Source organism: Nocardioides marinisabuli, assembly GCF_013466785.1.
Lineage (GTDB): Bacteria > Actinomycetota > Actinomycetes > Propionibacteriales > Nocardioidaceae > Nocardioides > Nocardioides marinisabuli.
In genome coordinates this window covers 3,260,166-3,274,064 of record NZ_CP059163.1, presented here as the reverse complement: position 1 = coordinate 3,274,064, position 13,899 = coordinate 3,260,166, and the positions used below count along the sequence as shown (strand labels likewise).

Below are 13,899 nucleotides of genomic sequence, written 5' to 3'. Positions count from 1 at the left end.
GCCCTTGCCTGCATGGTCCCGCGACTCTCGTCCACCGGGTCGACAACGACAACGGCTTCTACCCCTCCTCGCTCGCAAGAGCGACCTCGACGAGGCAGTTCTACCTCGACGAGGCAGTTCTCGGCGGAGGACACCGACCGCACGGGCTGGTACGTCGTCGACGGATCTGAGCTCGGCTATGAGGCCGACTCGGCGTCGGGATGAGGTGATCTGGATCGGCAGACAGTCGAGACCTCGGATACGTCGTCCCCCGGCAATCCCGCTTCAGCGCTCCCGTCATCTCGAACTGCGGGGGCATTTGGCTCAGATCCGCCAGCAGCTGTTGATCGCGGGCAGTCCGGCGAAGCGGGCCTCGAGGAAGGCGAACGACTCGGGAAAGCAGCAACGCCCCGCCGACGCGGGTCGGAGCAGTGTTGGTCGCCAACCTCACCGTCGCGCCCCGGTCCCACCAACGCTCGGCGACCCCTCGTCCCACGGCATACGGGATAACGTCGTCGAGGACGTTCTCGGTGACCAGGACGGGTACGGCCGGTCGCCGCATGCCCAGCTTCTGCTCGGCGACCGCGGTGCGGGACGGCTCCTCCGTGAGCTGCGCCGTGATCGGTTGGCCGTCGCGGGCCAGGGATGCCTGGCCCGGAGTGACCTCCCCCTCGTCGCTGGCGACACCAGCGCTTCGTACGTCGCTCAGCGCTCGTCGCAGCTCGATCGGTGTCCGCGGGCCTGACAGCGCACTGCCAAGCAGGTCCTTTGCACTCGGGTACAGCGCCCGCACCTGCGCCGGTGGCAGCTCTGCCAGCATGGCGCGGCCCGAGGCCGTCGTGTGTGCGGGAAGCCTGGCCCCGACAACGGTGATAAGCCGTACCCGCCCCGCGCGCGCTCCTCGATGACGTACACGATCTCGCGCCCATGGAGGACCGACAGATGGGCGCTGTGCCCACTGCGGTCGGCAGGGTCCGCCAGTGGTCGGCGAGCAAGACGCTGAACGGACTCCTGACGCATGTAACCGCTAGCGAGCTCGTAGGCCGAGAGCCCCAGACCGTAGACCGCTGATCTGGGTAGTGCGTCACGTAACCGGCGTCGATCATGGTGTCGAGCAGGTGATAGGTGCCCGAGCGCGGCAACGCCAGGTCGCGGGACATGGACGCCGCCACGGGCGTGACCTGCTGCGCCAACTAGGTCAAGAGCTTCAACGTGTGAGCTCCCGCAGGAACCTGCGCCACGCGTGCTCCTATCGTGCCGACCAGTCCGCGCCGAGCACGGCTGCCCCCCCCTCACCGGCGCCTGCCCCGGGGACTGAGCGTGCCGTAGGCGAAATCGACCAGGTAGTCGTTCAGATCCAAGGCGGCCGCTTCGGCGGCGTCCGGATCGCGTCCGAGGATCGCCCTCAAGATGGCCACATGGAGGGTTGCGCCGGCCTTGATCTCGGTGTCCACGTCGGTGACGTGGGTGAACCAGAACCGCCGAGACAGGCCTTGGAGGGGTGCCATCGCGTCCGCGAGGTACTCGTTATGAGCTCCCGCCACGATCAGGTCATGAGTGCCGCGCACGGTTTCCGCGTAGCCCTTGAGGTCGAAACCCCCGTGCTCGAGGCGCTCCACCATCTCCTCCATCCCGACGCGATCGGCGGGAACGGCCCGCTCGCACGCCAGACGCACGGCGAGCGCCTCGAGCACACGTCGAAGCTCCAGCATCCGCAGCTGCGCCTCCACCGACGTGGAAGGGATGAGTACGCCCTTGTTCGGGTGGATCTCCACCATCCGGTTGCGCGAGAGCCGCTGCAACGCCTCCCGCACCGGCGTGCGCCCCAACCCCGTCTGCTCCATAAGGAACGACTCGGACACCAGGGAGCCCGGCTCGATCTGGCCGAACACCACCATGCGCTCGATGTCTCGGTAGGCCTGCGCTGCCTTGCCGATCTCGGTCATTGCCCGGCCTCCTTCGTTCTGCCGAATCCTAGGTGTCCGGCCACCAGCCTCCGCGATCCCAACTGAGGACAACGGCGAAATTTTTCTATCGACCCTTGATATGCAGCCAATATACTGGTTGCATACGGAGCCTACCACTGAGACGCCGCTCACACTCCCGCGCTCATGCGACCGTGAACGCCCACCACTAGGGAGCCGACATGGCTACGACCTCGACCATCGAACAACGCTCCATCGACCACATCCCCCTCGCCGAGCGCCACGGCTCCCCCCGCAGCCTGCTCTTCGTGTGGTTCGCCGCCAACACCTCCATCACCGCCGTGGTGACGGGAGCCCTGTTCGTCATCCTGGGCAACACCGCGCTGTGGGCGATCCCGGCGATCCTCCTCGGCAACGTGGTGGGTGGATTCTTCACCGCGCTGCACTCCGCCCAGGGGCCCCGCCTCGGGGTGCCGCAGATGATCCAGAGCCGCGCCCAGTTCGGCTACTTCGGCGCGATCCTTCCCCTCGTCCTGGCGCTGATGATCTTCCTCGGGTTCTACGCCACCGGCCTGGTCCTCGGCGGTCAGGCGATGTCACGTCTGTTGCACATCTCCCCCGAGGTCGGCTCGGTGCTGTTCGCCCTGATGTCCACCGCGCTCGCGATCTTCGGCTACCGCCACATCCACCGGTTCTCGCACGTCGCGGCCGTGCTCAGCGGAGTCGTCTTCACCGGCCTGTTCATCAAGATGCTCACCGAGCCCGCCACCGGGGACGCGCTGTCCGACACCACGTTCGCGGCCGCACCCTTCATCCTCGGCATCTCACTGGCAGCCTCCTGGCAGCTGACCTTCGGCCCCTACATCGCCGACTACTCCCGCTACCTGCCCGAGGACACCCCCAAGTCCGCCACCATCGGCTGGACCTTCCTCGGCAGCGTCGTCGGCGCCTCGGCCGCGATGATCCTGGGCGCTCTCGCGGCCGCCCTGGGTGGGGTCGGCTTCCTCGGCAACCAGGTCGGCTTCCTGGCCGACCTCGGCGGGGCGTTCTCCGTCGTCGTGCTGCTCGCCGTCATCTGCGGCAAGCTCACCGGGAACACGCTCAGCTCCTACGGCGGCTACATGTCCGTGGCCACCATCGTCACCAGCCTCACACGCCAGTCCCGCATCGAGCCACGCCACCGCGTCATCTACATTGCCCTGATCTCCGCAGCCGCCCTGGCCATTGCGCTCGCCGCAACCGACAACTTCCTCGCCTCCTTCACCGACTTCCTGCTCTTCCTGCTCTACTTCATGACCCCGTGGTCGGCGATCAACCTCGTCGACTACTACCTGGTCCGCAAGGAGCAGTACGACGTCGACGCACTCTTCAACCCCGACGGCATCTACGGCCGCTTCAACAAGGGCGCCATGCTCGCCTACGCCGTCGGCGTGCTCATCCAGATCCCCTTCATGAACAGCACCTTCTACGTCGGCCCCATCGCCGACTGGATGGGCGGCGCAGAGATCTCCTGGCTCCTCGGCCTCGTCGTCGCCGGCGGCCTCTACTACGCCTTCTCCGGCCGCGTCCGCAACGAGATCGCCGCACGCCGCGTCCTCGCCACCCAGCGCTGACAGACGCGCCGACCAGCGTTGACCGCGACTTCTACCCAGCAAGGACCTCCACCATGAAGTTTGACCCCGCCACCGAGAAGAGCCCGCTGCCCTTCTCCCCGTTCAAGAGCTGCACCGTCCCGCGTCCCATCGGCTGGCTCTCCAGCGTCTCCCCCGACGGCGTGGAGAACCTCGCCCCGTACAGCCAGTGGCAGAACCTCACCTTCGACCCCCCGATGGTGATGTTTTCCGCGAACCAGTACCCCGACGGCCGACGCAAGGACACGGTCCTCAACGCCGAACAGACCGGCTGGTTCGTCTGGAACATGGCCACCTGGGACCTGCGCGAAGCAGTCAACATCAGCGCCATGGCACTGCCCCCGCACGAAAGCGAGTTCGACCGCTGCGGGGTTACCAAGGGATACGCCGAGCTCGCGCCGATCCCTCTCGTGGCCGAGAGCCCGGTGCACTTCGAGTGCCGCTACCTCTCCACCCACCGCATGACCGGTGACTCCAACGTCGGCACCATCGACATCGTCTTCGCCAAGGTCGAACGGATCCACATCGATGACAACGTGCTGACACCCGACGGCAGGCTCGACATCCCCCGCATCAAGCCGATCGCCCGGATGGGCTACTTCGACTACACCGTCGTGACCGACACCTTCGAGATGCAGATTCCCAACGCCGACCCTGCAGAGGCCTACGGCCTCGCCGGACAGCCCACCTGACCAGCATCTCCCCCCGACGCTCGGAGCGTCCCCCGTCGACCCGGGCGCCAGCAATCCCCCGACTGGCGCCCGGGTCTTCCAGCGCTTGGTAAAGCACAGGCCCATGGCGCGGAATGCGCAGGATGGTTGCCACTCGAGCGTCCTTAACCGCTTCGGCGAACAGGACGAGCTGGACGCGGCGCTCTTGCCTCTTGCGTATCCGGCCTCGTCCTACATGACATGCGGGGCGCTCGTCGTCGACCGAGGAATCACGGCCACCGTATGACCTTCTGAAAAGATCACTTCCAGTATCGATGGCCGCAGGTATGCCCGCCTGCAGCCCGTGGCGTGCTACGGCGACGGCCGGTTGCTTTGGCGGGAGGGGAGCCTCAGACGCTCAGCGTGTGGGCGGATCGACATCTGCCGGACGTCACGGACCGCCCTGGGCGCGAGCGAATCTCCTTGGCGTACCCCGTGATCCGCGACACGACCACATGAATTCGGTGCTCGCTTACGAGGGTGCCGACGAGATGCACACGGTCGCGTTGGTCAGGTCAATGCAGGACGATCCGCGCTCCACTGACCGCGCGCGGCCCAAGACGGCACACCTGCCCATCTTCACTTGCAAGAAGCACTCAACGTCACGTGCCCGCACGATGTGACGTGAGCAATTTGTTCTCGATCCTGTGCGTACCAGATGCACCCCACCGCGCTCGTGTAGGCGCGTTTTCGCAGGTCAGCGCCACAAGGGCACCAGTACTACGACATCTAGTCACGTGTGCACGTAGAGCTCGAACGCATCGTTCGAGGACGAGGGCCCCGGCTGCGCCGGGGCCCTCGTCGCATGCCCGGGGTCAGCGGTGGGCCAGCAACCATCCGTCGACCACTTCCGGTTGCTGGCGCACCGCTGCTGCGGGTTCACCTGCGAGGACTGACCCGCGGGAGCGGTTCACGGGGGGTTATGATTGAAAGAACAATCACTTACGAGGGAGCGCGTCATGACCGTCAGCGCCGTCCGCCTGAACCACGCCGTGCTCTTCGTCGCCGACCTGGAGCGCAGCGTCGACTTCTACCGGGCCGCCTTCGACATGGAGGTCGTTGCCCGCGAGCCACGAGCGCGCGCCGCCTTCCTGCGCCTACCCCGCTCGGGCAACCACCACGACCTCGGGCTCTTCGGGGTCGGCGCCCAGTCACCCCGGCCCCGTGGCGCACTCGGGCTCTACCACCTGGCCTGGCAGGTCGACACGATCGAGGACCTCGAGGCGGCGCGCCTGACCCTGGCCGAGCTGGGTGCGCTGAGCGGTGAGTCGAGCCACGGCGCGACCAAGAGCGTCTACGCCGCCGACCCCGACGGCAACGAGTTCGAGGTCATGTGGATGCTGCCGAGGGCCGAGTGGGGCGTCTACGAGAACGCCGCACCGGTCGAGCACCTCGACCTGCCCGGCGAGGTACGCCGCTGGGGCGGCGTACGCACGGCCGGCGAGCTGGTCCCCCTCGACCCGGCCTGAGGGCACCCGGCTCCTGGCTCGGCGCGAGGACGACCCTCACACGCTCCGGTTCTGGGGGTCGACGCGCTGCAGGATGCGGCTGCCGATCTCGGCGACCTGCGCGACCATGGCCGGCTCCAGGGCGTCGAAGACGAGGCGGCGCACCTCGGCGACGTGGCCGGGAGCGGCCGCCACCACCGCCTCCCACCCCTGGTCCGTCAGGGTCGCCAGGGTGTAGCGCCCGTCGGCCGGATCCGGGGTGCGCCGGACCAGGCCCCGCTTCTCGAGCCGGGCCACCACCTGCGACAGCCGCGGCAGCGACCCCTCCGCGGCCCCGGCGAGCTCGCCCATCCGCAACGTCCTGGCCGGCGCCTCCGACAGGCGCGAGAGCACCCCGTAGTCGAAGTGCCGCAGGCCGGCGTCGCGCGACAGCTGGGAGTCCAGCGCGTGCGGCAGCCTGGCCAGCACCCCCACGAGCGCCCGCCAGGCGTCCTGCTCCTCCGCCGTCAACCAGGGGGTCTCGTCGTCCACGGCCCGAGACTACCGACCACGGTCGGTGGCGGGGTGCCGTCGCGGGCATGAATTGCACCTTGAAGTCATGGCTCCTAGTATTGCTTCAACCTTTAAGTCAATGCAAGGAAGTCACATGAACATCGTCCTGTGGATCATCGCCGTCGCCCTCGCCCTGGTGTTCCTGGCCGCCGGTGCCAAGAAGCTCGCCCAGCCCAAGGACCAGCTCACGACGTCCGGCATGGAAGCGGTGGAGAACCTCCCCGCCGGCGCGATCAAGGCGATCGGCGCCCTCGAGGTGCTGGCGGCGGTCGGGCTGGTCGTCCCCGCGGTCCTCGACGTGGCTACCGTGCTGGTCCCCCTCGCCGCCACCGGCCTGGCGCTGCTGATGGTCGGTGCCGCCATCACGCACGCACGCCGCAAGGAGAACCAGGCGGTGGTCGTCAACGGGGTGCTGCTGGTCCTGGCGGCCGTCGTGGCCTGGGGCCGGTTCGGCCCGCACTCCTTCTGAGCGCTCCGCGCTCAGGGCACCGGGCTGCAGCCTGACACGGTCGGCTGCGGGGCGGTGCTGGAGATCCAGGTCAGCCCGCGGATCTCGAGGACCAGCCACCCCGCCGGGTCCGGGAGCACCGTGAGCGCCACCGTCTGGCCGGCGAGCCCGTCGAGCTCGCCCGAGGTCGGCTCGGCGACCCCGTCACCGTCGTAGTCGTTGATCTCGCAGACCGGGTCGGGGATGCCCAGGACGAGCGGCTGACCGTCGAGGCACCGACCCGCAGCGCACTCGGTCCACAGCCCCTCGACCACCTGGGGCGACGGCGCAGGCTCCGGTTCCGGGGTCGCCGACGGCTCCGGCGTCGCGGTCTCCGGCGGCGCCCCGGTCTCCGGTGCAGGCGTGGCGGTCCCCGGCGGCGGCGCCCCGGTCTCCGGCGCTGGTCCGGCGCTCGAGGGCGGCGCTGCTCCCGGGGCCGTCTCCTGCGCGGTCGGGGACGCGGTCGCGGACGAGCTGGGAGCCGCACTCGGTCCTGGCGTCCCGGGCGCACCCCCGTCCTCGACGGGACCCGCTGGTGCGGGGGCCGCACCAGCTCGGACCCCTGCGCCGGAGTCGCTCGCGGAGCCGTCCCGCCGAGGCCCCCGGCCGGGAACCCCCGGGTCGTCACCGGCTCGGGGCTCGCTGCTCGCCGGGGGCGTGGCGAGCGCGCGGACCGTCGGGGAGGGGGCGAACGGCTCCGGAGCCGCGCTGGCGGCATACCCACGGGCGAAGGACATCACGAGCAAGACGTAGTCGCGGGAGCGGTTGTAGCGCAGCAGAGCCGCTCGCACGTCGTCCCGCGAGTCGAGCCCGGACCTGTCGGAGCAGAGGAACACCGCCGCGGCGAGGGCCGCGTCGTCGATGTCGTCCGGGGACCGCTCGCCGTCGGCGTCCCCGTCGACCGCCACGACGCTCCAGGTGGACGGGAGCAGCTGCATCGGCCCCACCGCCCTGTCCCAGACCGCGTCGCCGTCGACCTGGCCGGCGTCGGTGTCGCGGACGACGGACGTCCCCCCGGTGCCGTCGAGCGCCGTACCCACGACCGCCGGCCGCGAGACCCCGTCCTCGTCGAGCTCGGCGCCCCCGAGCCGGCCGTGGTCGGACTCGACCCGGCCCACCGCTGCGAGGAGGCTCCAGGGCACGCCGCACTCCGGGGCGGCCTCGGCCAGCACGGTGTCGGCACGCTGGTAGGCCAGGAGGGCGACCGGCGGGATGCTGCCGACGCCCTCTCCCCCGGCGGCGCCGACCCCTCGCACCGGCCTGGTCACGCCGCTCCCGGCGACCTTCCCGGCGGGCAGGACGACCGGGCTGCCCGCACTCGGGAGCGCCACGCCGCGCACGTCGGAGCGGAGCGCGCCCTCCACGACCTCGCCGGAGGCACCGGACGGGCCTGGTGGACCGGACGGGCCGGCGCCGAGCGTGCCCGAGGCGACGGCGCAGGCGGTGACCGCGGTCGCCACCAGCGCCGTGCGGAGACGCGCCGCCAGCGGCGCCCGGAGACCTGGGGACGAAGACATGGCCCCACGCTCACCGGGCGACCTTGCAAAGACCTTGTCCCGGCGGTCCGACGCTCCCGGACCCACCCCCGGAGGGGACCGGCCTGCGCGACCCGTGACCGTCGGCGAGGCACGTCGCGCGGTGACGACCGGGAGGCAGGTCGTCCGTCGCTCGACGATTGGCCTCGATTCGTCCTCTCATTGGTCCAAATTTCTAGTCCAATGGTCTTGTTTCTGGCGCGGTGTCATGACTGAATGACCCGGTGACCAAGTACCACGCCATCCGCGACCAGCTGCTGGACCGCCTCGACACCATGGCTCCCGGCGAGCAGCTGCCTCCCGAGCGTGTCCTGGTCCGCGAGCTGGGGGTCTCCCGGATGACCCTGCGCCGCGCCACCGACGAGCTGGTCGCCAGCGGAGTGGTGCGACGCCGCCCGGGTGCCGGCGTCTTCGCCGTCGGCCCGAAGCTCGACACCGCACTGTCGGCGACGTCCTTCACCGAGGACATGCGGGCTCGCGGGCTGCGCCCGGGGTCGGCGATCCTGTCCTTCGAGCGACGCGCCGCAGGGGCGAGGATCGGCCGGCGGCTCGAGGTCTCGCCGGCCGCCGACGTCGTCCACGTCACCCGCCTCCGGCTCGCCGACGACGAGCCGATGTCGATCGAGGCGCTGTACATCCCGGAGGGGACGGTCCCCGGGCTGAGCCCGGAGGACCTCGAGAACGCCTCCTACTACGACATGCTGCGCACCCGCTACGACGTGACGATCGCTCGCGGCGTCCAGACGATCGAGCCCACGGTCACCGACGAGGAGGAGTCCGACAAGCTCGGGGTGCCGCTGCACTCGCCGGCTCTGCTCTTCGAGCGGACCTCCTGGACCGCTGAGGGGGCCGTGGTCGAGTTCGTCCGGTCGATCTACCGCGGCGACCGCTACCAGATCCGGACCGAGCTCTCGGTGCCGCAGGTCGCCGAGCCCGCTCGCGGGACGACTCCCTGATGTCCACCGTCCTCGTCTTCGACGCCGGCAAGACCGGCTGCCGGGTCGGTCTCTGGGTCGACGGGTCCTGCGTCGCGCGCGGTGAGGGTCCCGGCCCCTCGGGCCTCGCCGACCCGGCCGGGGTGGAGCAGGCGCTGGCCCGGATGGCCGAGGCCGAGGCCACGCTGGAGACGCCTCCGGAGGCCACGCGTCCCGTGGAGACGGTCGTGGCCGGCCTGGCCGGGATGCTGAGCGCCGTCGAGCACGCCCCGCGGCTGCGGACCAGCCTGGCCCAGCGGTACCCCGGCGCCCGGGTCGTCCTGACCAGCGACGCGATCACCTCGCACGCCGGGGCGCTCGCCGGACGGGCGGGGGTGGTGCTGGCGGCCGGCACCGGGGTCAGTGTGCTCGCCCTCTCCGCGGAGGGCCGGTTCCACCTCGTGGACGGCTGGGGATACCTGCTGGGCGACGCCGGGAGCGGGTACGCCATCGGTCGAGCCGGCCTCGACCAGGCGCTGCGGCGCCACGACGGTCGCGGCGGCAGCGAGGCCCTGCTGGCCAGGGCCGAGGCCCGGTGGGGCCAGGCGCGCCGGATCCCCGGGCTCGTCCAGGGCTCGGCCAACCCGGCGCGACTGGTCGCCTCCTTCGCCCGCGACGTCTTCGACGCCGCGCGGGAGGGCGACCCCGCAGCCCGCGACATCTGCGAGGAGGCCGCCGAGCAGCTCGCCGGCTCGGTGGCCGCCGCCGCTCTCGGAGCGCGGCTCGGCCCCCCGGTCGTCCTGGCCACCACGGGTGGGCTGCTGCACGCCGGTGCTGTGCTCACCGACCCCCTCGACCACCACCTGGAGTCGCTGCTGCCCGGGTCCACCCGGCAGCCGGCCGAGGGCGACGCCCTGGCCGGCGGCCACCTGATGGCACTGCGGCCCGACCTCCCGCACCACCAGCTCCTCCCCGACCGCCACCCACAAGGAGACGTCCGATGACCGCCGAAGCACGGCTGGGCCACGAGCTCGCCGCCCTCGACACCGAGGCCTCGCGCCCCGGCGTCCACCTGGAGCGCCTGGGCACCGGTGAGCTGGTGGCCGCCCAGCTCGAGTGCGACCGACGGGTCTCGGACGCCGTCGACGCCGCGGCCGACCAGATCACGGCGGCCCTGGACGCCGTGGTCGCCCGGCTGGGCGCCGGTGGACGGATGGTGTACCTCGGAGCCGGGACCCCCGGGCGCCTGGCGGTCCTCGACGCCGCCGAGTGCCTGCCCACCTTCGGGGTCGGCCCCGACGTCGTGCATGCCGTGATCGCGGGCGGGGACGTCGCCCTCACCCAGGCCGTCGAGGGCGCCGAGGACGACGCCGAGGCCGGCGCCGCCGACGTACGCCGCGCGGAGATCGACGCAGGCGACGTGGTGGTAGGGATCAGCGCGTCGGGACGCACCCCCTACGTGCTGGGGGCGATCGAGGCGGCGCGCGCGGCGGGTGCGGCCACCGTCTGCGTCACCAACAACCCGAGGACGGCCCTCGCCGCGGCCGTCGACCTGCCGATCGAGACGTTGACGGGACCCGAGTTCGTCACCGGCTCCACCCGTCTCAACGCCGGGACGGCCCAGAAGCGCGTCCTGAACATGCTCTCCACCATCGCCATGGTCCAGCTCGGGAAGGTGCACGGCACGCTGATGGTCGACGTCGTCGCCACCAACGAGAAGCTGCGCGCCCGCACCGTGCGCATCGTCTGCGAGGCCACCGGCGTCGACGCGGACGAGGCCCGGCGGGTGCTGGCGGACGCCGACGGGCACGCCAAGACCGCGATCGCGGCTCTGCTGCTGCAGGTGCCGGCGGTCGAGGCCGCCGCCCGCCTCACCGCGACCGGCGGGCACCTCGGACGTCTCCTCGAGGAGCAGCCATGATCGTCGCCGGACTGATGACGGGGACCTCGGCCGACGCGCTGGACGTCGCTCTCGTGGACTTCACGACCCCGGACGACGCCCCCGGCGACGAGCTCACGATGGAGCTGCTCGACCACCGCGAGGTGGCGTTCCCCGACGACCTCGGTCGGGACCTGCTCCGCCTCCTGGAGCCGGGACCGGTCCCACTGAGCCTGGTCGCCGACGTCGACAGCCGCCTCGGCATCCTCAGCGCCGAGGCCATCGGGCAGGTCCTCGCAGAGACCCGTGTCGACTGCGACCTCGTGGTCTCGCACGGCCAGACCGTGCAGCACCTCCTCGCCGGGGGCGAGGTGCGGGCCACGCTGCAGATCGGTCAACCGGCCTGGATAGCCGAACGGACCGGGTGCCCCGTCCTCTCCGACGTCCGGGCCCGTGACGTGGCCGCCGGCGGCCAGGGCGCCCCGCTCGCCAGCATGCTCGACCACCTGCTGCTCGCCGACCCCGCGGAGGTGACGGCGGCGCTGAACCTGGGCGGGATCGCGAACCTCACGGTGGTGGCACCCGGCGCCGACCCGCTGGCCTACGACACCGGCCCCGCCAACGCGCTGATCGACGTCATGGCCCGACGCATCTCCGGCGACCCGAGGGGATTCGACCGGGGCGGCGCGATGGCAGCCGCCGGCGAGGTCGACACCGAGCTGCTCGCCCAGCTGCTCGACGAGCCCTACTACCGGCAGCCGGCCCCCAAGTCGACCGGCAAGGAGCTCTTCCACGCCGGGTACCTCGACCGGGCGCTGTCCACCCGACCCGACCTCGCCGCGAACGACGTGGTCGCCACGCTGACCCGGCTGAGCGCCGAGACCGTGGCGGCCGAGTGCCGCCGGCACGCGGTGGCACGCGTGGTCGCCTCTGGTGGCGGCACCCGCAACCCGGTGCTCATGGCCGAGCTGGCACGGAGCCTGGACGACGGCGTCGTGCTGGAGGACACGACGAGCCTGGGCCTGCCGGGCGACGCCAAGGAAGCGGTCCTGATGGCGCTCGTCGGCTGGCTGAGCTGGCACGGGCTCCCCGCGACCCTGCCCAGCTGCACCGGCGCCTCGCGGGGCACCGTCGCCGGCCGGATCACTCCCGGGCACCAGCTGCTCCGCCTGCCCGAGCCGCGAGTCGCACCACCCGAACGCCTCCGACCGAAGAACACCCCCGTGCCCCAGGCACCCACCGAAGGAGAACTGTGATGCTGCAACCCCTGGACCTGGCGGTCATCGTCATCTACCTCGTCGCGACCGCCTTCCTCGGCCTCAGGCTCAGTGGCAGGCAGACGGGACTCAACGACTACTTCCTCGGCGGGCGCGACCTGCCCTGGTGGGCGGTGTGCCTCTCGGTGGTCGCCACCGAGACCAGCGCGCTGACCGTCGTCGGCATCCCGGTCATGAGCTTCGTCGGCAACATCTCGTTCCTCCAGGTCGCCGTCGGCTACCTGCTCGGACGCATCGTGGTCGCGGCCCTGATGCTGCCGCGCTACTACAACGGCGAGATGGTCACCGCCTACGCCTACCTCGGCCAGCGGTTCGGCAGGAGCACCCAGTCGACGGCGGGTGTCACCTTCATGTTCACCCGCCTGCTGGCCGACGGCATCCGGGTGCTGGCCGCTGCGATCCCGCTGAAGCTGATCTTCGCGGGGATCGGCGTCGACCTCAGCTACTTCACGATCATCGTCGGCCTCGCCGTCGTCACCATCGTCTACACGTTCATCGGCGGCATCCGCGCGGTGGTGTGGGTGGACGTCGCCCAGATGGGGCTCTACGTCGTCGGCGGACTGCTGTCCATCATCGTCATCACCAGCGACATCGGATGGGGCTGGATCGGTGAGGCCGCCAGCGCCGACAAGCTCCAGCTCCTCGTGCTCCAGGGCAACCCGATCACGGACGCCTCGACCCTCGTCCCGTCGCTGATCGGCGGCGCGATCTTCGCCATGGCCTCCCACGGAGCCGACCAGATCATCGTCCAGCGCCTGCTCACCTGCCGCACCAAGGTCGACGCCCAGAAGGCCGTCGTCTTCTCGGGTGTCGTGGTGCTCCTGCAGTTCGCGGTGTTCCTCGTCGTGGGGCTGGCGCTCTGGGGCTACTTCGGGCAGCAGAGCCCCGAGGAGCTGGGCCTGACCCGCAACGACGAGGTGTTCCCCAAGTTCATCATCGAGGGGCTCCCGGCCGGCGTGTCGGGCCTGCTGCTGGCCGGCATCCTCGCCGCCGCGATGAGCACCCTGTCGTCGTCGCTCAGCGCGCTGTCCTCCTCGACCGTCACCGACGCCTACGCGCTGATCCGCAAGACCCCGATGACCGACGAGGAGGGTCTGCGCGTCGGCCGCTGGGCCACGGTCGGCTGGGGCCTGGCGTTCATCGCCCCGGCCGCCTTCTTCACCAGCGACTCGGGGAGCATCGTCGTCCTGGCGCTGGGGATCGCGGGCATCACCTACGGCGCCCTGCTGGGCGCCTTTGCCCTCGGCATCGTCAACAAGCGCGCCCGGGCCGCGGACGCGAACGTCGCCTTCGTCTGCGCCGCCGCCACGACCACGACCATGTTCGTGCTGGAGAAGTGGGTGCTCGCCGTCGACGGTGTCCCGCAGGTGATCGTGGCCTGGCAGTGGTACCCGCTGGTCGGGGTGGTCGTCACCCTGGTCGTCGGCGGGCTGCTCTCGCTGCGCCACGCCGGTGACGCGCCGCTGGCCTCGAACCCCACGTCGGACGAGCGCTCACGCGTGTGAGGTCCCCACGACCGACGACACGCAGCCCATCGACCGAGACCACCCACCGCGAAAGGA

Annotated in this window: 13 protein-coding genes; 9 read left to right on the top strand and 4 right to left on the bottom strand. The window is 70.9% G+C overall.

Going from position 1 to position 13,899, the window contains the following annotated elements:
• Positions 1-100: 100 nt before the first annotated feature.
• Positions 101-853, bottom strand: coding sequence for an IclR family transcriptional regulator domain-containing protein (locus H0S66_RS21090; protein ID WP_219633723.1), 753 nt, complete (start codon positions 851-853; stop codon positions 101-103).
• A 418-nt stretch (positions 854-1,271) separates the two neighbouring features.
• Positions 1,272-1,925 (bottom strand): GntR family transcriptional regulator, encoded by a 654-nt coding sequence (locus H0S66_RS15700; protein ID WP_179616213.1) that lies wholly within the window; start codon positions 1,923-1,925, stop codon positions 1,272-1,274.
• A gap of 200 nt (positions 1,926-2,125) precedes the next feature.
• Between H0S66_RS15700 and H0S66_RS15695 the strand changes: the two genes are divergently transcribed.
• From H0S66_RS15695 to H0S66_RS15685, 3 genes are all read left to right on the top strand, one after another.
• Positions 2,126-3,517, top strand: coding sequence for a purine-cytosine permease family protein (locus H0S66_RS15695; RefSeq protein WP_179616212.1), 1,392 nt, complete (start codon positions 2,126-2,128; stop codon positions 3,515-3,517).
• 53 nt (positions 3,518-3,570) lie between these two features.
• Entirely contained in the window at positions 3,571-4,227 is a 657-nt protein-coding gene (locus H0S66_RS15690; protein WP_179616211.1) for a flavin reductase family protein, read from the top strand.
• Between the two features lie 977 nt (positions 4,228-5,204).
• Entirely contained in the window at positions 5,205-5,714 is a 510-nt protein-coding gene (locus H0S66_RS15685) for a VOC family protein (protein WP_179616210.1), read from the top strand.
• Positions 5,715-5,750: 36 nt separating this feature from the next.
• Here the strand turns inward: H0S66_RS15685 and H0S66_RS15680 are convergent, their stop codons facing one another.
• Positions 5,751-6,224 (bottom strand): MarR family winged helix-turn-helix transcriptional regulator, encoded by a 474-nt coding sequence (locus H0S66_RS15680; RefSeq protein ID WP_179616209.1) that lies wholly within the window; start codon positions 6,222-6,224, stop codon positions 5,751-5,753.
• 115 nt (positions 6,225-6,339) lie between these two features.
• Between H0S66_RS15680 and H0S66_RS15675 the strand changes: the two genes are divergently transcribed.
• Positions 6,340-6,714, top strand: a complete 375-nt coding sequence (locus tag H0S66_RS15675; RefSeq protein ID WP_179616208.1) for a DoxX family protein — start codon at positions 6,340-6,342, stop codon at positions 6,712-6,714.
• An 11-nt stretch (positions 6,715-6,725) separates the two neighbouring features.
• On the opposite strand, the gene H0S66_RS15670 is transcribed toward H0S66_RS15675, so the two are convergent.
• Positions 6,726-8,249, bottom strand: coding sequence for a lysozyme family protein (locus H0S66_RS15670; RefSeq protein WP_179616207.1), 1,524 nt, complete (start codon positions 8,247-8,249; stop codon positions 6,726-6,728).
• Between the two features lie 242 nt (positions 8,250-8,491).
• On the opposite strand from H0S66_RS15670, the gene H0S66_RS15665 reads away from it, so the two are divergent.
• The 5 genes from H0S66_RS15665 to H0S66_RS15645 are packed head-to-tail and all read left to right on the top strand — an operon-like array spanning position 8,492 to position 13,842.
• Complete coding sequence (locus H0S66_RS15665; RefSeq protein WP_179616206.1) at positions 8,492-9,223, top strand: GntR family transcriptional regulator; 732 nt, start codon at positions 8,492-8,494, stop codon at positions 9,221-9,223.
• Positions 9,223-10,185: an N-acetylglucosamine kinase gene (locus H0S66_RS15660; protein WP_179616205.1), complete on the top strand. Its 963-nt coding sequence runs from the start codon at positions 9,223-9,225 to the stop codon at positions 10,183-10,185. Before H0S66_RS15665 ends, H0S66_RS15660 begins: the two co-directional genes overlap by 1 nt.
• Positions 10,182-11,102, top strand: a complete 921-nt coding sequence (gene murQ / locus H0S66_RS15655; protein ID WP_179616204.1) for an N-acetylmuramic acid 6-phosphate etherase — start codon at positions 10,182-10,184, stop codon at positions 11,100-11,102. The genes H0S66_RS15660 and murQ overlap by 4 nt, the downstream gene beginning before the upstream one ends.
• A complete protein-coding gene (locus H0S66_RS15650; protein WP_179616203.1) occupies positions 11,099-12,316 on the top strand; it encodes an anhydro-N-acetylmuramic acid kinase in 1,218 nt (405 codons plus the stop codon). Before murQ ends, H0S66_RS15650 begins: the two co-directional genes overlap by 4 nt.
• The gene (locus tag H0S66_RS15645) at positions 12,316-13,842 is read left to right on the top strand and encodes a sodium:solute symporter (RefSeq protein ID WP_218876348.1); all 1,527 of its coding nucleotides are present in this window, start codon (positions 12,316-12,318) and stop codon (positions 13,840-13,842) included. Before H0S66_RS15650 ends, H0S66_RS15645 begins: the two co-directional genes overlap by 1 nt.
• Positions 13,843-13,899: the final 57 nt, after the last annotated feature.

Excerpts from the sequence above, each read along its gene's own strand:
- murQ (WP_179616204.1), top strand. The coding sequence starts at position 10,182 with ATGACCGCCGAAGCACGGCTGGGCCACGAGCTCGCCGCCCTCGACACC.
- H0S66_RS15700 (WP_179616213.1), bottom strand. The coding sequence starts at position 1,925 with ATGACCGAGATCGGCAAGGCAGCGCAGGCCTACCGAGACATCGAGCGC.
- H0S66_RS15645 (WP_218876348.1), top strand. The coding sequence starts at position 12,316 with ATGCTGCAACCCCTGGACCTGGCGGTCATCGTCATCTACCTCGTCGCG.
- H0S66_RS15670 (WP_179616207.1), bottom strand. The coding sequence starts at position 8,249 with ATGTCTTCGTCCCCAGGTCTCCGGGCGCCGCTGGCGGCGCGTCTCCGC.
- H0S66_RS15660 (WP_179616205.1), top strand. The coding sequence starts at position 9,223 with ATGTCCACCGTCCTCGTCTTCGACGCCGGCAAGACCGGCTGCCGGGTC.
- H0S66_RS15675 (WP_179616208.1), top strand. The coding sequence starts at position 6,340 with ATGAACATCGTCCTGTGGATCATCGCCGTCGCCCTCGCCCTGGTGTTC.
- H0S66_RS15650 (WP_179616203.1), top strand. The coding sequence starts at position 11,099 with ATGATCGTCGCCGGACTGATGACGGGGACCTCGGCCGACGCGCTGGAC.
- H0S66_RS15695 (WP_179616212.1), top strand. The coding sequence starts at position 2,126 with ATGGCTACGACCTCGACCATCGAACAACGCTCCATCGACCACATCCCC.
- H0S66_RS15685 (WP_179616210.1), top strand. The coding sequence starts at position 5,205 with ATGACCGTCAGCGCCGTCCGCCTGAACCACGCCGTGCTCTTCGTCGCC.
- H0S66_RS15690 (WP_179616211.1), top strand. The coding sequence starts at position 3,571 with ATGAAGTTTGACCCCGCCACCGAGAAGAGCCCGCTGCCCTTCTCCCCG.